This is a genomic window from Raineyella sp. W15-4 (genome assembly GCF_033170155.1).
In the GTDB taxonomy this organism is placed as follows: Bacteria; Actinomycetota; Actinomycetes; order Propionibacteriales; family Propionibacteriaceae; genus Raineyella.
In genome coordinates, this window is the sequence record NZ_CP137079.1 from 1,481,504 (window position 1) to 1,503,534 (window position 22,031).

The 22,031-nt window shown below is 68.0% G+C and carries 13 protein-coding genes and 3 rRNA genes; all 16 read left to right on the forward strand.

The annotated features are described in order from the left end of the window. Positions 1 to 45 precede the first annotated feature (45 nt). The 16 genes from argH to R0145_RS07000 all read left to right on the forward strand — a co-directional run bounded on the left by argH (position 46) and on the right by R0145_RS07000 (position 22,006). The gene (gene argH, locus R0145_RS06925) at positions 46 to 1,440 is read left to right on the forward strand and encodes an argininosuccinate lyase (protein ID WP_317840173.1); all 1,395 of its coding nucleotides are present in this window, start codon (positions 46 to 48) and stop codon (positions 1,438 to 1,440) included. A gap of 10 nt (positions 1,441 to 1,450) precedes the next feature. Then, positions 1,451 to 2,719: a tyrosine--tRNA ligase gene (gene tyrS, locus R0145_RS06930; RefSeq protein WP_317839629.1), complete on the forward strand. Its 1,269-nt coding sequence runs from the start codon at positions 1,451 to 1,453 to the stop codon at positions 2,717 to 2,719. 834 nt (positions 2,720 to 3,553) lie between these two features. Then, positions 3,554 to 5,071, forward strand: a 16S ribosomal RNA gene (locus tag R0145_RS06935). Between the two features lie 392 nt (positions 5,072 to 5,463). Continuing rightward, positions 5,464 to 8,552 (forward strand): 23S ribosomal RNA (locus R0145_RS06940). 166 nt (positions 8,553 to 8,718) lie between these two features. Beyond that, a 5S ribosomal RNA gene (gene rrf, locus R0145_RS06945) occupies positions 8,719 to 8,835 on the forward strand. Together the 16S, 23S and 5S rRNA genes form the textbook arrangement of a ribosomal RNA operon. Positions 8,836 to 9,662: 827 nt before the next feature. Then, positions 9,663 to 10,823, forward strand: a complete 1,161-nt coding sequence (locus R0145_RS06950) for a hypothetical protein (RefSeq protein ID WP_317839630.1) — start codon at positions 9,663 to 9,665, stop codon at positions 10,821 to 10,823. Then, on the forward strand, positions 10,816 to 11,814 hold the full coding sequence (locus tag R0145_RS06955; protein ID WP_317839631.1) for an HAD-IIA family hydrolase: 999 nt from the start codon (positions 10,816 to 10,818) through the stop codon (positions 11,812 to 11,814). The genes R0145_RS06950 and R0145_RS06955 overlap by 8 nt, the downstream gene beginning before the upstream one ends. After that, positions 11,811 to 12,551, forward strand: coding sequence for a TlyA family RNA methyltransferase (locus tag R0145_RS06960; RefSeq protein ID WP_317839632.1), 741 nt, complete (start codon positions 11,811 to 11,813; stop codon positions 12,549 to 12,551). The genes R0145_RS06955 and R0145_RS06960 overlap by 4 nt, the downstream gene beginning before the upstream one ends. Further along, complete coding sequence (locus R0145_RS06965) at positions 12,548 to 13,798, forward strand: MFS transporter (protein ID WP_317839633.1); 1,251 nt, start codon at positions 12,548 to 12,550, stop codon at positions 13,796 to 13,798. Before R0145_RS06960 ends, R0145_RS06965 begins: the two co-directional genes overlap by 4 nt. A gap of 9 nt (positions 13,799 to 13,807) precedes the next feature. Further along, complete coding sequence (locus R0145_RS06970; RefSeq protein ID WP_317839634.1) at positions 13,808 to 14,890, forward strand: NAD kinase; 1,083 nt, start codon at positions 13,808 to 13,810, stop codon at positions 14,888 to 14,890. Continuing rightward, on the forward strand, positions 14,887 to 16,632 hold the full coding sequence (recN, locus tag R0145_RS06975; RefSeq protein ID WP_317839635.1) for a DNA repair protein RecN: 1,746 nt from the start codon (positions 14,887 to 14,889) through the stop codon (positions 16,630 to 16,632). Before R0145_RS06970 ends, recN begins: the two co-directional genes overlap by 4 nt. 11 nt (positions 16,633 to 16,643) lie before the next feature. After that, positions 16,644 to 18,326, forward strand: coding sequence for a CTP synthase (locus R0145_RS06980; protein WP_317839636.1), 1,683 nt, complete (start codon positions 16,644 to 16,646; stop codon positions 18,324 to 18,326). A 94-nt stretch (positions 18,327 to 18,420) separates the two neighbouring features. Continuing rightward, a complete protein-coding gene (locus R0145_RS06985) occupies positions 18,421 to 19,053 on the forward strand; it encodes an NUDIX hydrolase (protein WP_317840174.1) in 633 nt (210 codons plus the stop codon). A 73-nt stretch (positions 19,054 to 19,126) separates the two neighbouring features. Next, positions 19,127 to 20,101 carry a site-specific tyrosine recombinase XerD gene (xerD, locus tag R0145_RS06990; protein WP_317839637.1) on the forward strand — a complete coding sequence of 325 codons (975 nt, stop codon included), beginning with the start codon at positions 19,127 to 19,129 and terminating at the stop codon, positions 20,099 to 20,101. Positions 20,102 to 20,169: 68 nt separating this feature from the next. Beyond that, positions 20,170 to 21,084: a ParA family protein gene (locus R0145_RS06995; RefSeq protein WP_411742081.1), complete on the forward strand. Its 915-nt coding sequence runs from the start codon at positions 20,170 to 20,172 to the stop codon at positions 21,082 to 21,084. Positions 21,085 to 21,253: 169 nt separating this feature from the next. Continuing rightward, positions 21,254 to 22,006 (forward strand): pseudouridine synthase, encoded by a 753-nt coding sequence (locus R0145_RS07000; RefSeq protein WP_317839638.1) that lies wholly within the window; start codon positions 21,254 to 21,256, stop codon positions 22,004 to 22,006. The last annotated feature ends 25 nt before the right edge of the window (positions 22,007 to 22,031 follow it).

Here is a 22,031-nt window from a genome sequence, read left to right on the forward strand (position 1 = left end):
GGTGACGCCGCCCCGTCCGCCGGCCCGGCCCACGCCGGAGAGGGGATGCTGTGGGGCGGCCGGTTCAGCGGCGGCCCGGCCGAGGCGATGTTCGCACTGAGCAAGTCCACCCAGTTCGACTGGCGGCTCGCCCACTACGACATCGCCGGGTCGAAGGCCCATGCCAACGCCCTGCACCGCGCCGGGCTGCTCACCGATGCCGAACACACCGCCATGCTCGCCGGCCTCGACGAGTTGGACCGGCGGGTGACCACCGGCGAGTTCGGTCCCGCGCCCACCGACGAGGACGTCCACGGCGCCCTCGAGCGCGGCCTGATGGACATCCTCGGGCCGGAGCTCGGCGGCCGGCTGCGCGCCGGACGGTCCCGCAATGACCAGATCGCCACCCTGATCCGCGCCTACCTGCGCGACGAGATCCGGGTGGTCGCCGAGGAACTGCTCGGCGTGATCGAGGCGCTGCGTTCCCAGGCCACCCGCTACCTCGGGGTCGCGATGCCGGGGCGTACGCACATGCAGCACGCCCAGCCGATCCTGCTGTCCCACGAGCTGCTGGCCCACGCCTGGCCGCTGGTGCGTGACATCGACCGGCTGCGTGACCTGGACAAGCGGCTCGCCGTCAGCCCGTACGGCTCCTCCGCCCTGGCCGGCACCTCGCTCGGCCTGGACCCGGAGGCGGTCGCCGCCGACCTGGGCTTCTCCTCCTCGGTGGCCAACTCCATCGACGGCACCGCGGCGCGTGACCAGGTCGCCGAATGCGCGTACGTCCTGGCCCAGGTCGGCGTCGACCTGTCCCGGCTCAGCGAGGACGTGATCACCTGGTGCACGGTGGAGTTCGGCTTCGCGACGCTGGACGACGCCTGGTCCACCGGCTCGAGCATCATGCCGCAGAAGAAGAACCCCGATGTCGCCGAACTGGCCCGCGGCAAGGCCGGCCGGCTGATCGGCAACCTCGCCGGCCTGCTGGCCACCCTCAAGGGGCTGCCGCTGGCCTACGACCGGGACCTGCAGGAGGACAAGGAGCCGATCTTCGACTCTCTCGACCAGCTCCGGGTGCTGGTGCCGGCGATGGCCGGCATGGTCGGCACCCTCACCTTCCACCCGGAACGTACGGAGGAGCTCGCCCCCCGCGGGTTCTCCCTGGCGACCGACGTCGCGGACTGGCTGGTGCGCCAGCGTGTCCCCTTCGCCCAGGCGCACGAGATCGCCGGGGCGGCCGTACGGTACTGCGAGCAGGCCGGCATCGACCTGCCGGACCTGGCCCCGGAGGACCTGCCGCAGATCGCGCCGGAGCTCGGTGAAGGGGTGCTGGAGATGCTGAACGTCGAGGGGGCGATCGGCTCCCGCTCGGCGCGGGGCGGCACGGCGGAGTCGGCCGTCCGGACCCAGCTGGACGAGCTGGCGAGCGAGATGGCGTCGGCCCGGGGGTTCCTGGCTCGATAGGGTGATCCCTGTGAACAACGTTCTGGATCAGCTGAAGTGGCGGGGCCTGGTGGCCCAGACGACCGAGGAGGAGGCCCTGCGGGACCACCTCGAGGCCGGGCCCGTCAACTTCTATGTCGGCTTCGATCCGAGCGCGCCCTCGATCCACATCGGCAACCTCGTCCAGATCATCCTGGCCAAGCGACTGCAGGAGGCCGGCCACAACCCGTTCCTCCTCGTCGGCGGCGCCACCGGCATGATCGGTGACCCCCGGCAGGTGGGGGAGCGGGTGATGAACCCGGAGGAGACCGTACGGGAGTGGACCGAGAAGATCCGCGCCCAGGTCAGCCGGTTCCTGGACTTCGACGGCCCGCATGCGGCGAGGGTGGTGAACAACTACGACTGGACCTCGACGATGAACGTTATCGAGTTCCTCCGCGACATCGGCAAGCACTTCCCGGTCAACCGGATGCTGGCTCGCGAGGTGGTCCGGTCGCGGCTGGACTCGGGGATCTCCTACACGGAGTTCTCCTACGTCCTGCTCCAGTCGATGGACTACCGGCACCTGCACCGCGAGTACGGGATCACGCTGCAGACCGGCGGGAACGACCAGTGGGGCAACCTCACCGCCGGGGTGGAGTTGATCCGTCGCTCGGACGGGGCGCACGTGCACGCCATGTCGACGCCGCTGATCACCAAGGCCGACGGCTCGAAGTTCGGCAAGTCCGAGGGCGGCGCGATCTGGCTCGACGCCGACATGCTCAGCCCCTACTCGTTCCACCAGTTCTTCCTGAACGCGGAGGACGAGAAGGTCATCGACTACGTCAAGGTGTTCACCGCCCGCAGCCCGGAGGAGATCGCCGAGCTGGAGGAGAGTCTCCACCAGGAGCCCTGGAAGCGGGCCGCGCAGCACGCCCTCGCCGACGATGTCACGACGTTGGTGCACGGTGCGGACGAGACCCGCAAGGCGAGAGCCGCGGCGGAGGCCGTGTTCGGACGCTCGGATCTCACCGACCTGGATGCCCGGACCCTGAAGGCCGTCCTCAGTGATATCTCCTTGACGCCGCTGCCCACCGGGGCGGACCTGCCCACTGTTGTCGACATCCTGGAGACCGCCGGCGTGGTCGGCTCGAAGTCTGCGGCCCGGCGCGCGATCAACGAGGGCGGTGCCTACATCAACAACGTCAAGGTGACTGACGCCGAGGCTCGGCTCACCGCTGCCGATCTGTTGCACGGGACGTACGTCGTCGCCCGCCGCGGTAAGAAGACCATCGGCGGTGTGGCGGTCGAGCGCGGCTGAGCCACGATCCTCCCGGCCGGCGGTGGGTGACCCATGTCACTCACCGCCGGTTTGACGATCCCGTCCCGGACGGGTAGTGTTCATCGAGCCCTGTTGGGAACGGGCCCTCGCAAGAGGGTTTGTCACCGGGGCCTTCACCTTCCACTCTGATCCTTGGGTCAGGGTGGGGTCTGCTCATCTGAGCCCGAGCGGTCTGCCGCCGGAGCCCGGGGAGCAGCCGGGGATGTCAGTCGGATTTGACTCCGGCGGACCTCCTCTCTATGGTGGGGGAGTTGCTTTTCGCAGGGAATGCTCGAGAGGGCCTTTCCGGATAACCAACTCTTGTATTTCGGATTCCGCCGGTCAACCCTTTTCGGGCTGGCAGGAATGGGTATTCGGAATACCGGTGAGGGAATCACCGGATTTGACTCCGGATGATGAAATCACTAAAGTGGTTCGAGTCGCCGGAACGGGGAATCGGGATGGTGATCCTGATGGCCAGGGATGGTGGTTGGGGCTTGGTGGTCTGAGGGAGTCGGGTTTGACTTCGTGAGGATTGCTGGGTAGGGTTGGTCTGGTCGCCCCGGGCGGCTCCGGATTGTTCCGGGGTGGTTTGGTGTGTGTCCGATGTTTGAGAACTCAACAGTGTGCTTTGTTTAGTCAATGCCAAATGACATCACTTTTGGTGGTGTTTGACATCACGAATGTTTGTTTGTGTTGTCCCCGGCTGGCTCTCTTCGGGGGGTTGGTCGGAATTTCTTTGAGATGTTGATGGACCAGTTTATGTCTGGTATGTCGGGTCTCTCTCTGTGTGACGCTTTTCGCCCTGCTTTGGTGGGGTGTGGCGATATTTTTTCGATGGAGAGTTTGATCCTGGCTCAGGACGAACGCTGGCGGCGTGCTTAACACATGCAAGTCGAACGGTAAGGCCCTTCGGGGTACACGAGTGGCGAACGGGTGAGTAACACGTGAGTGACCTGCCCCTCACTTCGGGATAACTTCCAGAAATGGTGGCTAATACCGGATATGACTCCTGCCTGCATGGGTGGGGGTGGAAAGTTTTTGCGGTGGGGGATGGACTCGCGGCCTATCAGCTTGTTGGTGAGGTAGTGGCTCACCAAGGCGTCGACGGGTAGCCGGCCTGAGAGGGTGACCGGCCACATTGGGACTGAGATACGGCCCAGACTCCTACGGGAGGCAGCAGTGGGGAATATTGCGCAATGGGCGGAAGCCTGACGCAGCAACGCCGCGTGCGGGATGACGGCCTTCGGGTTGTAAACCGCTTTCACTCATGACGAAGCTTTTGTGACGGTAGTGGGAGAAGAAGCACCGGCCAACTACGTGCCAGCAGCCGCGGTGATACGTAGGGTGCGAGCGTTGTCCGGAATTATTGGGCGTAAAGAGCTTGTAGGCGGTTTGTCGCGTCGAAAGTGAAAACTCGGGCCTTAATCCTGAGCTTGCTTTCGATACGGGCTGACTAGAGGAAGGTAGGGGAGAATGGAATTCCTGGTGGAGCGGTGGAATGCGCAGATATCAGGAGGAACACCAGTGGCGAAGGCGGTTCTCTGGACCTTTCCTGACGCTGAGAAGCGAAAGCGTGGGGAGCAAACAGGCTTAGATACCCTGGTAGTCCACGCCGTAAACGGTGGGCACTAGGTGTGGGTCACATTCCACGTGATCCGTGCCGTAGCTAACGCATTAAGTGCCCCGCCTGGGGAGTACGGCCGCAAGGCTAAAACTCAAAGGAATTGACGGGGGCCCGCACAAGCGGCGGAGCATGCGGATTAATTCGATGCAACGCGAAGAACCTTACCTGGGTTTGACATCTGCCGGATGGTCGCAGAGATGTGGCTTCCCTTTGGGCCGGTTGACAGGTGGTGCATGGCTGTCGTCAGCTCGTGTCGTGAGATGTTGGGTTAAGTCCCGCAACGAGCGCAACCCTTGTCCTATGTTGCCAGCAATTCGGTTGGGGACTCATAGGAGACTGCCGGGGTCAACTCGGAGGAAGGTGGGGATGACGTCAAGTCATCATGCCCCTTATGTCCAGGGCTTCACGCATGCTACAATGGCCGGTACAAAGAGCTGCGAGCCTGTGAGGGTGAGCGAATCTCAAAAAGCCGGTCTCAGTTCGGATTGGGGTCTGCAACTCGACCCCATGAAGTCGGAGTCGCTAGTAATCGCAGATCAGCAACGCTGCGGTGAATACGTTCCCGGGCCTTGTACACACCGCCCGTCAAGTCATGAAAGTCGGCAACACCCGAAGCCGGCGGCCCAACCCTGTGTGGGAGGGAGTCGTCGAAGGTGGGGCTGGTAATTAGGACTAAGTCGTAACAAGGTAGCCGTACCGGAAGGTGCGGCTGGATCACCTCCTTTCTAAGGAGCCCATGACAACGCAGCATGCTCGGTCGTCCCGTGTGCGGGGCGGTGCGGGGGTGGCTGTGGTTGCCGGTCGGATCGGTCGCCGTGGTGGTGGCCGGCGGTGCCGGTGGGTTTTCTGGGTGGAACATTGACTGCTCCTGTCATTGTGCAGGGGTCACCGGGTTTTCTGGTGGGTGGGGCGCACTGTTGGGTCCTGAGACCTCGGCCACGGGTTGCTTTCGGGCGGCTGGTTGCTTTCGGGTAGCTGGTTGCTTTCGGGTAGCGTGGCGGGTTTCTGGTGCCGGGATCGCAGCTGATCAGGGATGGTTGGTTGTGGTGGTGGTTGTGTTTTGAGAACTTCATAGTGGACGCGAGCATCTTTGTAGATTTTTCTTGATATTTGTGTTGGGAAAGCTACTAAGGGCGATCGGTGGATGCCTTGGCACCAAGAGCCGATGAAGGACGCGGTAACCTGCGATAAGCCCCGGGGAGTTGGTAAACGAGCGGTGATCCGGGGGTGTCCGAATAGGGAAACCTTGAATGTCTCCAGTCATGTGGAGCAGCCTCTACCTGAATGTATAGGGTAGTGGGAGGGAACGTGGGGAAGTGAAACATCTCAGTACCCATAGGAAGAGAAAACAATAGTGATTCCGTTAGTAGTGGCGAGCGAACGCGGATGAGGCCAAACTGCGTGTGTGTGATAGCTGACAGGTGTTGCATGCGTGGGGTTGTGGGGCTCGACTTGATCCGGCTGTTGACGGGTCGTGGAGTCAGAAATGTGTGGTGAAGTCGAAGGATTCTGGGAAGGTCCGGCAGAGTAGGTAAGACCCCTGTAGACGTAAGCTGCGCACTCCATTGTCGGGTTCCCAAGTAGCACGGGACTCCTGGAATTTCGTGTGAATCTGGCGGGACCACCCGCTAAGCCTGAATACTCCTTGGTGACCGATAGCGGATCAGTACCGTGAGGGAATGGTGAAAAGTACCCCGGGAGGGGAGTGAAATAGTACCTGAAACCGGTCGCCTACAAGCCGTCGGAGCCTTCTTTGGGGGGTGACGGCGTGCCTATTGAAAAATGAGCCTGCGAGTTAGTGGTGTGTGGCGAGGTTAACCCGTGTGGGGGAGTCGTAGCGAAAGCGAGTCCGATAAGGGCGTTGAGTCGCATGCTCTAGACCCGAAGCGTAGTGATCTATCCATGGCCAGGTTGAAGCGTCGGTAAGACGTCGTGGAGGACCGAACCCACCTAGGTTGAAAACTGGGGGGATGAGCTGTGGATAGGGGTGAAAGGCCAATCAAACTACGTGATAGCTGGTTCTCCCCGAAATGCATTTAGGTGCAGCGTCGCGTGTTTCTTCCCGGAGGTAGAGCACTGGATGGTCTAGGGGGCCTACAAGCTTACCGAAATCAGCCAAACTCCGAATGCCGGTGAAGTGAGAGCGTGGCAGTGAGACAGTGGGGGATAAGCTTCATTGTCGAGAGGGAAACAGCCCAGATCATCAGCTAAGGCCCCTAAGCGGCTACTGAGTGGAAAAGGATGTGGAGTTGCGGTGACAACCAGGAGGTTGGCTTGGAAGCAGCCATCCTTGAAAGAGTGCGTAATAGCTCACTGGTCAAGTGATTCTGCGCCGACAATTCAGCGGGGCTAAGTAGTCCGCCGAAGCTGTGGCATTCACATTTTTGTGGATGGGTAGGGGAGCGTCGTGCGTGTGGTGAAGCAGTCGGGTGACCGGGTGTGGAGTGCGTGCGAGTGAGAATGCAGGCATGAGTAGCGAATGACGGGTGAGAAACCCGTCCGCCGAATATCCAAGGGTTCCAGGGTCAAGCTAATCTGCCCTGGGTAAGTCGGGACCTAAGGCGAGGCCGACAGGCGTAGTCGATGGACAACGGGTTGATATTCCCGTACCGGTGTAATGGCGCCCCTGCCGAGGCGCGCGATGCTGAGCACGGAAGCCGTGCCCATGGCTGCCTTCGGGTGGTGTGGGTGGGGTGACTCTGCGACCCAGACGTGTAGTAGGCAAGCTACGGAGTGACGCAGGAAGGTAGCCCATCCTGGGCGGTGGTTGTCCCAGGGTAAAGGTGTAGGACGGGGTGTAGGTAAATCCGTGCCCCGCGGTGTCTGAGACCTGATGCCACTGCCACACTTGGTGTGGTGGTGTGGGTGATCCTCGGCTGCCGAGAAAAGCTTCGTGAGCGATGTCATGAGCCGCCCGTACCCGAAACCGACACAGGTGGATGAGTAGAGAATACTAAGGCGATCGAGAGAATCGTGGTTAAGGAACTCGGCAAAATACCCCCGTAACTTCGGGATAAGGGGGGCCGGAGGCGTGACCCTGCCTGGCGTGGGGGAGCGTTGATGGCCGCAGAGACCAGGCCCAAGCGACTGTTTATCAAAAACACAGGTCCGTGCGAAGTCGTAAGACGAGGTATACGGACTGACTCCTGCCCGGTGCTGGAAGGTTAAGGGGACGTGTCAACTTCGGTGAAGCACTGAACTTAAGCCCCAGTAAACGGCGGTGGTAACTATAACCATCCTAAGGTAGCGAAATTCCTTGTCGGGTAAGTTCCGACCTGCACGAATGGAGTAACGACTCGGGCACTGTCTCAACCACGAACTCGGTGAAATTGCATTACGAGTAAAGATGCTCGTTACGCGCAGCAGGACGGAAAGACCCCGGGACCTTTACTATAGTTTGGTATTGGTGATCGGTACAGCTTGTGTAGGATAGGTGGGAGACGTTGAAGCGGTCACGCCAGTGATTGTGGAGTCATTGTTGAAATACCACTCTGGTTGTTCTGGTTATCTAACCTCGGACCATGATCTGGTTCAGGGACAGTGCCTGATGGGTAGTTTGACTGGGGCGGTCGCCTCCCAAAGAGTAACGGAGGCGCCCAAAGGTTCCCTCAGCCTGGTTGGCAATCAGGTGTCGAGTGTAAGTGCACAAGGGAGCTTGACTGTGAGACCGACGGGTCGAGCAGGGACGAAAGTCGGGACTAGTGATCTGACGGTGGCGTGTGGAAGCGCCGTCACTCAACGGATAAAAGGTACCCCGGGGATAACAGGCTGATCTTGCCCGAGCGTCCATAGCGACGGCATGGTTTGGCACCTCGATGTCGGCTCGTCGCATCCTGGGGCTGGAGTCGGTCCCAAGGGTTGGGCTGTTCGCCCATTAAAGCGGCACGCGAGCTGGGTTCAGAACGTCGTGAGACAGTTCGGTCCCTATCCGCTGCGCGCGTAGGAGTCTTGAGAAGGGCTGTCCTTAGTACGAGAGGACCGGGACGGACCAACCTCTGGTGTGCCAGTTGTCCTGCCCAGGGCATGGCTGGTTGGCTACGTTGGGGAGTGATAACCGCTGAAAGCATCTAAGCGGGAAGCACGCTTCAAGATGAGGACTCCCACTTTTGGTAAGGCCCCCAGTAGACGACTGGGTTGATAGGTCGGATGTGGAAGCCTGGTAACGGGTGGAGCTGACCGATACTAATAGGCCGAGGGCTTACCCCAAACACACAAGACTTTCCTGTGAAGATTGTTCGCGTCCACTATGTTGTTCCCGGAACACAAACACCGTTCCTGACACCCCACCCCCGGCCTGTCCAGGCTGGTAGATCCAGCCTGTCCGGGTTGGCGGGTGGGGGACAGTTGAATAGTGGTACTGTTTCGACAGTGTTACGGTGATCATGGCGGAAGGGAAATACCCGGCCACATTCCGAACCCGGAAGTCAAGCCTTCCAGCGCCGATGGTACTGCACACGGGAGTGTGTGGGAGACTAGGACATCGCCGGACAACACACCACCCCTCCACAAGGGGGTGGAACGGCTGCAGGCCGGCACCCCACAGGTGCCGGCCTCAACTGCGTTACACACTTTTTGAAAGGACTCGCCATGGGCGACGAGAACAGGGGACACCAGGGCGGTTCCGATCGCGGTGGTCACAGTGGTGGCGCCCACGGCGGGCAGGGTGGCGGTGGTCGCGGCGGGCGCCCGGGCGGTGGCGAGCGAGGCGGCTACGGTGGCGACCGGCGAGGGGGGCGCTCCGGCGACGACCGTGGCCGCGAAGGCGGCGACCGCGGACGCGGTAGCGATCGAAACGGTCGGCGTCCCGAGGGCGGACGCTCCGGCGGGTACCGCGGCGACCGACCTCAGGGAGACCGTTCGGGCGGCTATCGGGGTGAGCGTTCAGGCGACGACCGTTCGGGTGGTTACCGGGGCGAGCGCCCTGAAGGTGGTCGTTCCGGTGGTCAGCGGGGTGAGCGTGCTGGCGACGAGCGGTCCAGCGGGTACCGCGGCTCCCGGTCCGGGGACCAGCGTTCGGGTGGTTACCGGGGCGAGCGCCCTGAGGGTGGTCGTTCCGGTGGTTACCGGGGTGAGCGTGCTGGCGACGAGCGGTCCGGCGGGTACCGCGGCTCCCGGTCCGGCAGCGGCCGTCCCGGCGACGGACGCAGCGATCGGCAGGACTGGAAGGCCGAGGGAGGCCGGTCGGAGCGTGGCGGAGCAGCGGAGGGACGTGGTGGACGTCCGAACCAGGCTCGATCCGGTGGCGGGCCGCAAGGAGGCCGTGGTCCCCGACGTGCCGAGGACATGCGGCGCGGCGAGGGTGATCATGGCGAGCAGATGCGCCAGGGCTCGCGTCCGGAGCGGGGCCGCGAAGGCGGTCAGGGGAACCGTACCTGGCAGGACTCCCGGGACCGCCGCGGTGGCGACCGCGATCGTGGACGCGACAAGCCGGGCTTCGCCAAGCGTGGTCCGGCGGGACGTGGCGGTGGCCCCGAGCGCGGACGCGGTCTGGAGCGCGACCGAGGACAGGGCGGGCGGCCCGAGCGTGAGCCCCTGCCGCCGGGTCTGGAGCGGGCGGCCGACGAACCGCCGGTGCCGCAGGAGGTCGATCTGTCCCGCCTGCCGCGCCAGGTCCGGGCGGAGCTGCGCAGCCTGTCGGCTGAAGCCGCCGAGTTCGTGAGCGCCCACCTGGTGGCGGCCGGTGACCTGATCGATGACGATCCCGCGCTGGCCCTGCGCCATGCCCAGGCTGCCAAGCGCCGCGGCGCCCGACTGCCGCTGGTCCGTGAGGCCGTGGCGGAGACGGCGTACGCGGCGGAGGACTTCGCAGTGGCGCTCACGGAGTACCGCGCTCTGCGGCGCCTCACCGGCGACTCCGCATACCTGCCCGTGATGGCGGACTGCGAGCGGGCGCTGGGACGGCCCGAGGAAGCGCTGCGCCTGGTACGGGAGGCCAAGCTGGTCGACATGACCCAGCGCAGCCGGGTGGAACTGGTGATCATCGAAGCCGGCGCGCGTGAGGATCTCGGCCAGGCCAAGGAGGGACTGCGGGTGCTGAGGTCATTCCTGAGCCACGTGTCTCCGGAGATCCCGCACGAGGCCCATGCCCGTCTGGCGTACGCGTACGCGGCGATGCTGCTGCGCCACGATGAGCCGGAGGAAGCGCGCGAGTGGTTCGTCCGTGCGGACGACCTCGACACGGCCCGCGAACTGGACGCCGCCGACCAGATCGAGCTGCTCGACGGTGTGGACTTCGAGTTCGACTTCGAGGACGAAGAGGACGAGACGACCGAAGCAGACGAAACAGAAGAACCGGACGCTACAGAGGAACCGGACGCGACGGTACCTCCGGCGGACGCGGAGACCGAGACCGATCTCCGGACCGAACCGGAGCCGGAGACTGATGTCCGGCCCGAGTCCGAGTCCGAGCCGGACACGGCGGCCGAGCCTGAGGCAGAGGACGATCGGAAGAACGATGAGGGAGCCGCTGATGAGTGAGGTGATCGCCGCGTACGACGCAGCGCTGTTCGATCTGGACGGCGTGGTCTACCTCGGTCCGGAAGCTGTCCCCGGTGCTCCCGAGGGGATCGCCGCACTCCGTGACCGGTCGGTGCCGGTCTGCTTCGTGACGAATAACGCGGCGCGGGCGCCCGAGGCGGTCGTCGACCAGCTGGTCGGTCTCGGCATCCCGTGCACCCCCGACGAGGTGATCACCTCTGGGCAGGCCGGGGTCCGGATGCTGACCGAGGAGCTTCCCCAGGGAGCGAAGGTCCTGGTGTGCGGGTCACGGGCACTCACCGACCAGGTCACCGCCGCGGGATTCGTGGTGACCACCTCGGCGGACGATGCCCCCGACGCGGTGATCCAGGGCTACGAGCCCGACCTGCCATGGTCGACGCTGACCGAGACCGCCCTCGCCGTCCAGCGCGGCGCCCGGTGGTTCGCCACCAACGCCGATCCCACCCGGCCGACCCACCGCGGGCTGGAACCGGGCGCCGGCGCCCAGATCGCCGTCGTCCGGATGGTCGTCGGTGGCAACCCGCAGGCCGCCGGCAAGCCGGAAAGGCCCCTGATGCAGGCGGCCGCGGCGCGGCTCGGCGCCGGGCGGCCGATCTTCGTCGGCGACCGGCTCGACACCGACGTCGCCGGCGGGCGCAACGCCGGCATGGACACCATGCTCGTCTTCTCCGGGACCCACCGGGCCCCGGAGCTGTTCGCGGCGGACCCGGCACACCGCCCGACCCATCTCGGGCGGGACCTGCGCGACCTGCTCGCGCCGGCCGCGACGGTGACCCGGAACGGTGACGAGGCCTGCTGCGGCGACGCGCGGGTGCGGCTCGTCGACGGCAGCGTGACCATCGTGGCGGCCGATGACCCCCTCGACTTGGTCCGGGCGACGGCCGCCCTGGTCTGGGCGGCCCGCGACGAGGGCCGCGCCGCCGATCCGTCCGCCGTCGAAGCGGCGGTGGCCGCGGAGCTGGGTCGGTGACCTCGGCGTCCCGGAGACTGGATCGCGCGCTCGCCGAGCTGGGCCTCGCCCGCTCCCGCAGCCATGCCCAGGAGCTGATCCGCTCCGGGCGGGTCCGGATCGCGGGGCGGGTCGTGACCCGTCCGGCGACCACCGTCTCCGCGGACGCCGACCTCGACGTCGACGGTGAGGAGTGGGTCGGCCGCGCCGCCCACAAACTGCTCGGCGCCCTCGACGATCTCCCGGTCCCGATCCCTGCCCGCGCCCTCGACATCGGCGCCTCCACCGGCGGCTTCACCCAGGTGTTGCTCGACCGCGGCTGCCACGAGGTGTTCGCGGTGGACGTCGGACACGGCCAGCTCGCCCCGGTGCTGCGTGGCGACCCCAGGGTCCGGCTCCGTGAGGGGCTCAACGCCAAGGGCCTGACCCTCGCCGACCTGGACGACCGGCCGGTCGATCTGGTCGTCGCGGACGTCTCCTTCATCTCGCTCACCCAGCTGCTCCGGGCGATCACCGGTGTGTGCAGCGCCGCGGCGTACGCTCTGCTCATGGTCAAGCCCCAGTTCGAGGTCGGACGTGAGGGGCTGGACGGCAGAGGCGTCGTGCGCGACGAGTACGCCCGGCGCGCGGCGGTCGACGGCGTGGCGACCGCGGCCGAGGACCTCGACTGGACCGTGACGGGGCGTGCCCCCAGTCGGCTGCCCGGCCCCGCCGGCAACGTCGAGTACTTCCTGCGCCTGACGCGGAACGGAAGGTGAGCAGAACGAGCGAGCATTTCGCGGACGGATCACAGAACGGACCGGCACCGTGGGCCGGGCACCGGCGTGGGACCCGCGACTTCAGCCGGCTGCTGGCGGCGATGTTCTTCGCCGGGGTCGCCACCTTCGCCCAGCTTTACGCCCCGCAGGCGGTACTGCCGGCGATCAGCACTGGGCTGCGCGTGGTCCCGGCCGAGGCGGCCCTGCTGGTCTCCGCCGCCACCGGCGGCCTGGCCGTCTCGGTGTTGCTGTGGTCCTGGCTGGCCGACCGCCGGGGCCGGGTCCGGACGATGACGCTCGCGATCGTGCTCGCCACCGTGATCGGGGCGGCCTTCGCCTTCACCTCGTCACTGCCAGTGATGGTCGTCCTGCGGTTCCTCGAGGGCGGCTGTCTCGGCGGCGTGGCGGGAGTCGCGGTCGCGTACATCACCGAGGAGACCCATGCCGCCTCGATGGCCGCCGCAACCGGCCTCTACATCTCCGGCACCTCGCTGGGCGGCCTGTCGGGGCGGCTCGTCTCCGGCCCCGTCACCGACCTGACCGGCTCCTGGCGGGCCGGGGTCGGCGCGGTGATCGCCCTCAGCGCGGTCGCCGCCGTCCTGTTCGCGGTGCTGGTGCCGCCGGCCCGGCGGTTCACCCCACGGCGGACGTCCCTGCTCGACGTGTCCCGGCGGGCGGTGGCGCACCTGCGCAGCCCGCGGATGCTGGCCGTCTTCGCCCAGGGGTTCTGCCTGATGGGTGCCTTCGTCACCGTGTACAACTACCTCGGCTTCCGCCTGGAGCGGCCGCCGTTCGAGCTGTCCCCGACGATCACCTCGCTGCTGTTCCTGTCCTACCTGGCGGGCACCTGGTCCTCCCAGCGGGCGACCCGGGCCGCGGTGCGGCTGGGGCGGCGTACGGTCCTGGTGGGCGCCGGCGGCCTGATGCTGGCCGGCCTGGCCCTCACCTGGGTCCCCGGCATCGCCGTCATCATCCTCGGGCTGGTCGTGCTGACCGCCGGGTTCTTCGCCGGACATGCCATCGCCTCGGCGCTGGGCGGCATCCTGGCCACCGAGGGACGAGCCCAGGCGACCGCCCTCTACAACTTCTTCTACTACGGTGGGTCCTCCCTGATGGGCTGGGCCGGCGGCTACCTGTTCGCCGTCGGCGGGTGGCCGGCGGTGTCCGCCTTCTGCGGCCTCGCCGTGGCGGCGGCCATGGTCGCTGCCTGGGTGGGCCTGCGCCCCGACCCCACCCGCAGCGTTTAGGCTGGCCCGGTGAGCACCCCGCAACCCGGCCCCCTCGTCCGCGCCACCGACCCGGCGAAGGGCGCCGGCGACCGGCGCGTCGCGGTGATCACCCACACCCATCGTCCCGAAGCGGTGCGGGCCGCGGTGCAATTCATGCACGGCGTCGCCGCCCAGGGCATCACCTGTGTGCTGCCCCGCGCAGACGCGAAGGAGATGGCGTCGTTCCTGGCGGGTGCCGGACTGCAGACCGACTTGATCGACGAGGCCGGCACGAACGGCTGCGAACTTGCCGTCGTCTTCGGTGGCGACGGGACGATCCTGCGCGGCGTCGAATGGGCACTGTCCGTGGATCTGCCGATCCTCGGGGTCAACCTCGGTCATGTCGGGTTCCTCGCCGAGGCCGAATCCTCCCAGATCGACCAGGTGGTCGCTGCTGTCAGCCACCGCAGCTACCACACCGAGTCCCGGTTCACCGCCCGGGTCCGCGTCCTGTCCGGGCCCGGCGGGGAGGTCCTGTGGGAGTCGTTCGCGGTGAACGAGGCCTCCCTGGAGAAAGCTTCCCGGCAGCGGATGCTGGAGGCCGTGGTGGCCGTCAACGACCAGCCGCTGTCGCGGTGGAGCTGCGACGGCATCCTGGTCTCCACCCCGACCGGGTCCACCGCGTACGCGTTCTCCGCGGGCGGCCCGGTGACCTGGCCCGGCGTCGACGCGATGCTCATCGTCCCGCTCAGCGCCCACGCCCTGTTCAATCGGCCGGTCGTCGTGCCGGCCGACGCGCACGTCCACGTCCAGGTGGTGCGGGCCGAGCAGAACAATGCCGTCGTCTGGCTCGACGGGCGCCGGTCCTTCGACCTGGCCCCGGGCAACGTCCTCGACGTGACCCGCGGCGACCACCGGCTGCAGTTGGCCCGGATCGCCCCGGACGATTTCACCGGCCGGCTGGTCCGCAAATTCGGCCTGAACATCCAGGGCTGGCGCGGCGCCGCCGAGCGGCGCGGTGCGCAGGCCCAGGATCGGGCCGGCGACCACGAGGCCGGCGACCACGGGGGAGCCCGGGACCGGGCCGGCGCCCGGGATCCGCTTGAGACCCCGGAACGGCACGGGGCATGATCACCGAGCTGCGGATCAGCGACCTGGGGGTCATCGCCGAGGCGACCCTCGACCTGGCCCCCGGATTCACCGCGGTCACCGGCGAGACCGGGGCGGGCAAGACCATGATCGTCAGCGGCCTCGGCCTGCTGCTCGGCCAACGCGCGGCCCGGGGCATCGTCCGTCGCGATGCGGCGGGCACCGAGCGTACGGCTCGGGTGGAGGGCCGATTCGACCGACTGCCCGCGCCGGTCCTGACCCGGGTGACCGACCTCGGCGGCGCCCTCGACGAGCCGACGGACGATCCGGAGCTGGTGCTCGCCCGGACCGTCGGCGCCGCCGGGCGCTCCCGGGCGTACGTCGGTGGCGCGCAGGTGCCGGTCGCCTCGCTGTCCGCGGTGAGCGAGGACCTGATCACCATCCACGGGCAGTCGGGCCAGATCCGGCTCGCCCTTCCCGAGACCCAACGCGACATGCTCGACCGGTTCGGCGGCGAGGCGCTGCTGGCGATCCTGGCCGACTACCGGGCCACCTGGCAGGACTGGCGGGCCGCCGCCGCAGAGCTGGACACCCTGCGGGCCCAGGCCCGGGAACGGGCCAGGGAGGTCGACATGCTCCGGCACTCCCTCGACGAGATCGCCACCGTCGACCCGAAGCCGGGAGAGGACCAGGAGCTGGCCGCGGAGACCATCCGGCTGCAGGCGGTCGACGACCTGCGGATCGCCGCGGGACGGGCCGCCCTGGCGCTCAACGGCGACGAGGTCGACTTCGACACCTCCCCCGGAGCGGCCGCCCTGGTCGGGGTGGCGCGGCACGCCCTGGACGGGATCGCCGACGCCGACCCGGCCGCCTCGGCGCTGGCAGCCCGGACCCGCGAACTGGTCTACCAGCTCAACGACCTGGGCGCCGACCTGGCCGGTTACCTCGCCGGGCTGGAAGCCGATCCTGCCCGGCTCGAGGAGATCACCGGCCGGCGGGCCGCCCTGGCCGCCCTGCACCGCAAGTACGGCGAGACGACCGACGCGGTCCTGGCCTGGGCGGACTCCTCCCGGGCCCGCCTCGACGACCTGGTCGGCACCGACGACCGGATCGGTGAACTGGCTGCGGAGGTCGGCCGGCTCGGCTCCCGCCTGGCAGACCTGGCGGCGGAGCTCACCGCCGCCCGCACCACGGCCGCCCGACGACTCGAGGGATCGGTCCGCGAGGAGCTCGCCGCCCTGGCCATGCCGCGGGCCCGGCTGGCCGCGGTGCTGCAGCCCGCCGACCCCGGGCCGTGGGGCGCCGAGACGATCGAGTTCCTGTTCGCCGCCAACCCCGGATCGGAGCCCGGACCGCTGGGCAAGGTCGCCTCCGGCGGTGAGCTGTCCCGGGTCCGCCTCGCCCTTGAGGTGACCGTCGCCGACGCGCCGGGCCAGACCCTGGTCTTCGACGAGGTCGACGCGGGCGTCGGCGGTGCCGTCGCCGTCGAGATCGGCCGGCGGCTGAAGCGGCTCGCCGAGCGCTCCCAGGTCGTCGTCGTCACCCACCTCGCCCAGGTAGCGGCCTTCGCCGACCGGCACTTCGTCGTGGTGAAGGCCGACGACGGCCGGATCACCACCAGCGGCGTACGCGAGGTCGGCCAGGCCGACCGGGCCGGCGAGCTCGCCCGGATGATGGCCGGCATCGACGCCACCGACACCGCGCTGGCTCATGCCGAGGAACTGCTCGCGGTCGCCGCCGACGCGGCGGCCGGGTCGTTGGTCCCGGAGCGCTCCGCGCGATAGGGTGGAGGCCCGTGGGCCACGCGAATTTGAACCAGCATCACGTCGAGACCAAGCACATCTTCGTCACCGGAGGAGTCGCCTCGTCGCTCGGCAAGGGACTGACCGCCTCGAGCCTCGGCAACCTGCTGGTCGCCCGCGGGCTCCGGGTCACGATGCAGAAGCTGGATCCGTACATCAACGTGGATCCCGGCACGATGAACCCCTTCCAGCACGGCGAGGTCTTCGTCACCGAGGACGGCGCCGAGACCGATCTCGACATCGGTCACTACGAGCGTTTCCTCGATCGCAACCTCAACGCCGACGCCAACGTCACCACCGGCAAGGTGTACGCCTCGGTGATCGCCAAGGAGCGCCGCGGCGAGTACCTCGGTGACACTGTCCAGGTGATCCCGCATATCACCAACGAGATCAAGGACGAGATGCTGCGGATGGGCGGCGACGAGGTCGACGTGGTCATCCACGAGATCGGCGGCACCGTCGGTGACATCGAGTCGCTGCCCTTCCTCGAGGCGGCCCGACAGGTGCGTCGGGAGGTCGGCCGGGACAACTCGTTCTTCCTGCACGTCTCCCTGGTGCCCTACCTCGGGCCGTCCGGTGAACTGAAGACCAAGCCGACCCAGCACTCCGTCGCCGCGCTGCGCCAGGGCGGCATCCAGCCGGACGCCATCGTCTGCCGCTCCGACCGTGAGATCCCCGGCGGCATCAAGCACAAGATCGCACTGTTCTGTGACGTCGAGGAGGAGGCTGTCATCTCCTGCCCCGACGCCCCGTCGATCTACGACATCCCCAAGGTGCTCTACACCGAGGGCCTCGACGTCTTCGTCGTCCGCCGCCTCAACCTGCCGTTCCGTGACGTCGACTGGACGAAGTGGAACGACCTGCTGGAGCGGGTCCACGCGCCGCGTGAAGAGGTCACCATCGCCCTGGTCGGCAAGTACATCGACCTGCCCGACGCCTACCTGTCGGTCACCGAGGCGCTGCGTGCCGGCGGCTTCGCGAACTGGGCCAAGGTCACCGTCAAGTGGGTCGCCTCCGACACCTGCGAGACCCCGGAGGGGGCGGCCGAGCAGCTCGGCGATGTCGACGGGATCTGCGTGCCCGGCGGCTTCGGTATCCGTGGCGTCGAGGGCAAGATCGGCGCCGTACGTTTCGCCCGCGAGCACCGCCTCCCGATCCTCGGGCTGTGCCTGGGCCTGCAGGTGATGGTGATCGAGGTCGCCCGGCACCTGGCCGGCATCGAGGGCGCCGACTCCTCCGAGTTCAACCCCGACACCACCGACCCGGTGATCGCCACCATGGCCGAGCAGCAGGCGATCGTCTCCGGTGAGGGTGACCTGGGCGGCTCGATGCGCCTCGGTGCGTACGACGCGACGCTGGAACGCGACTCCCAGGTGTCCCGCCTCTACGGCACGGTGCACGTCTCCGAACGTCACCGCCACCGCTACGAGGTGAACAATGCCTATCGGGAGCGGCTCGAACAGGCCGGGCTGGTGATCTGCGGCACCTCCCCGGACCGCAACCTGGTCGAGTTCATCGAGCTCGCCGAGGACATCCATCCGTACTTCGTCGCGACCCAGGCCCACCCCGAGTTCAAGTCGCGCCCGACCCGCCCGCACCCGCTGTTCGCCGGCCTGGTCCGGGCCGCACTGCAGCGCCGCGACAGCGACCGGCTGCCGGTCGAGGACGAGGCCTGACGTGACCGACGGTCCCACCGCCGACGTCCCCGGTGCCGCTGACATACTCGCGGACCCCGGCGCGCTCGCGCCCGCCGAGCTGCGCGACGTCCCGATGGCGTGGCCGGTCAGCTCCCGCCAGCTGGTCGGCGAGGGGGCGATCTTCGATCTCGTCCGTGACCAGGTGGTCGACCCGACCGGCGCCGAGCTGCGTCGGGAGTGGATCCGCCACCCCGGCGCGGTCGGCGTGATCGCCCTCGACGCCGCCGACCGGGTGGTGCTGGTCCGCCAGTATCGCCACCCGGCGGGGCTGCGGCTGGTCGAACCGCCGGCCGGTCTGCTCGACGTCGAGGGGGAGGACTACCTCGCCGCCGCGCAACGCGAACTCGCCGAGGAGGTCGGCCTGCGGGCCGACGACTGGCGGGTGCTGGTCGACATGTTCACCTCCCCGGGCGCCAGTCAGGAGAGCATCCGGATCTACCTGGCCCGGGGCCTGCATGACGAGCCCCGCCCCGACGGCTTCGTCGCCGACGGCGAGGAGGCCCAGATGGACATCGTCCGGGCCGGCCTCGGCGACGTCGTCGAGGCGATCCTCGACGGCCGGCTGCAGAACCCGGTGCTCGTCGCCGGGGTGATGGCTGCCGCCGCGGCCCGACCCGGCGGTTGGGGCCGGCTCCGCCCCGCCGATGCCCCGTGGCCCGCCCGCGGGCTGCGCGACGAGTTCCTGGCCCGCGCCCCGTTCGCCTGAGTACCGGGGCCACAGTGGTGATGATCGGTGACCGGCGCGCCGGCCGGCCTCGGCGGCCCCGAGGCGGAATCCGATGACCGGCACGGCGCGGGGCGAGGACACCGGCCGGAACAACCGGATCGGTGACCTGGTCGCTGCCTTCCTGGCCCACCTCGGCGTCGAGCGAGGCCTGTCCGACAACACGCTGAGCAACTACCGTCGCGACCTGGACCGCTACCGCGACTACCTGCGCGGGCGGGGCATCACCGATCCCGACGCGATCACCGAGGCCGTCGTCGGCGGATTCGCCACGCACCTGTCGACCGGCGACCCGGACCACCCGCCGCTGGCGGCATCCTCGGTCGCCCGGGCCGTCGTCGCGGTCCGCTCCTTCCACCGCTTCGCCGCCCGGGAGGGACTGATCCCCGCCGACCCCGCCGCCGACATCCACCCGCCGTCGACCGGCCGCCACCTGCCGAAGGCGCTGACCGTCGAGCAGGTCGAGGCGCTGCTCGTCGCGCCCGACCGGGACACCCCGGTGGGGCTGCGCGACGCGGCCCTGCTGGAACTGCTGTACGGCACCGGTGCGCGGATCTCCGAGATCGTCCGGCTCGACGTGGACGACCTCACCCGGGTGCTCCGAGCGCTGGCCGACGGGCCGGCTGCGCTACGACTGTTCGGCAAGGGCGCCAAGGAACGGCTGGTGCCGTTGGGGTCGTACGCCGCCCGCGCCGTCGAGGCCTGGCTGGTCCGCGGCCGCCCGGCGATGGCGTCCCGTGGCAGCGGCGATCCGGCGCTGCTGCTCAACACGCGCGGGGCGCGACTGTCCCGGCAGAGCGCCTGGGAGGCGATCCGCCGCGCCGCCGGCGCGGCCGGGCTGGAGGTCGAGATCTCCCCGCACACCCTGCGCCACTCGTACGCCACACACCTGCTCGACGGCGGCGCGGACGTCCGGGTGGTGCAGGAACTGCTCGGGCACGCGTCGGTGACGACGACCCAGATCTACACCCTGGTGACCGTCGACCACCTGCGCGAAGTGTACGCGGAGGCCCATCCGCGGGCGCGGTGACGCTAGACTTTACCCCCAGTGCCCGACAGGGGTGGGTAGTGTTGGCTTCGACAGCTCGAGGGGGTTCCGTGGACCGGTTCGGTGAGGCGCGCGATGACGACGCGGCACTGTTCGACGTCGAAACGCCCGACACCGACGACTCCGGCAACGGCCCGACCGGCCGCCCCTGGCCCGACCTGCCGACGCCGACCCCGCCCGCGCCCGGCCCGAAGCACGCCACGATCATCGCCCTGTGCAACCAGAAGGGTGGCGTCGGCAAGACCACGACGACCATCAACCTGGGGGCCGCCCTGGTGGAGACCGGCCGCAAGGTGCTGCTGGTGGACCTCGACCCGCAGGGCTCGCTGTCGGTCGGGCTGGGGATCAACCCGCACACCCTCGAACTGAGCATCTACAACCTCCTCCTCGGCTCCGGCGTGGACGCCGACGACGTCATCGCCGAGTCGCCGGTGGAGGGGATGGACATCCTGCCCAGCAACATCGACCTGTCGGCCGCCGAGATCCAGCTCGTCGCCGAGGTGGCCCGCGAGTCCACCCTGTCGCGGGTCCTCGAGCCGCTGCGGGATCGCTACGACGTGATCCTGGTCGACTGCGCCCCGTCGCTGGGCCTGCTCACCGTCAACGCCCTCACCGCCGCGGACACCGTGGTGATCCCGCTGGAGTGCGAGTTCTTCGCGCTGCGCGGCGTGGCGCTGTTGACCGACACCATCGCGAAGATCCAGGACCGGCTCAATCCGCGGCTGACCGTGCTCGGCCTGCTCGGCACGATGTACGACGGCCGCACCCTGCACGCCCGCGAGGTGCTGCAGACCGTCGTCGACGCGTTCGGGGAACAGGTCTTCTACACCGTCATCCGTCGTACGGTGAAGTTCCCCGAGACGACCGTCGCGGGGGAGCCGATCACCACGTACGCGTCCAGCTCACCCGGCGCCGAGGCCTACCGGTCCCTGGCGCGGGAGGTGTTGGCCCGCCTCGGGTCCTGAGCGGTGATGGCCGGCCCCGACGCCACCCCCCGCCCACTGTCGGACCCGACCGACACCGACCGTCCCTGAACGCCCGCCGAGCGGTGCCCACCCGTGCCCGTCCGGCACCACCGCACCGCCGGCCCACCCGCCGGCGGCGACCGAGCCCGAACCCCACCCGAGGAGAGCGATGACCGAGACCGACACCGACGACGAGCAGGGCGGCATCCGGCTGCAGAAGGTCCTCGCCCAGGCGGGCATCGCGTCCCGCCGGGCCAGCGAGCAGCTGATCGAGGAGGGCCGGGTCGAGGTGAACGGCGAGGTGGTCACCGAACAGGGCCGGCGGGTCGACCCCGAGAAGGACGAGATCCGGGTCGACGGGTCCCGCATCCCCACCGCCCGTCGCCACGTCTACACCGTGCTGAACAAGCCACGTGGCGTCGTCTCGACGATGGACGACCCGGAAGGACGCGAGACCCTCAGCGACTACGTCGACCGGCGCAACGTCCGGCTCTTCCATGTCGGGCGGCTGGACACCGAGACCGAGGGCCTGATCATCCTCACCAACGACGGGGAGTTCGCCCACCGGCTGGCCCACCCTTCCTACGAGGTGCCCAAGACGTACGTCGCCCAGGTGCTCGGGCAGGTGTCGGCGCACACGCTGAAGCGGATCCAGCGGGGCATCACCCTCGACGACGGTCCCGTACGGCCCGACAGGGTCAAGCTGATGCAGACCCAGCCGGACGCGACCCTGCTGCAGATCACCTTGCACGAGGGGCGCAACCGGGTGGTCCGGCGGATGATGGAGGCGTTCGGCCATCCGGTGCAGAAACTCACCCGGATCGCGATCGGACCGGTGCGGCTCGGCCGGCTGCAGCCCGGCGAGATGCGTGATCTCACCCGCGAGGAGCTGGGCAAGCTGCTCGACCTGGTCGGGATGTGACCAGGGGTCCGATGTGACGAGGAGA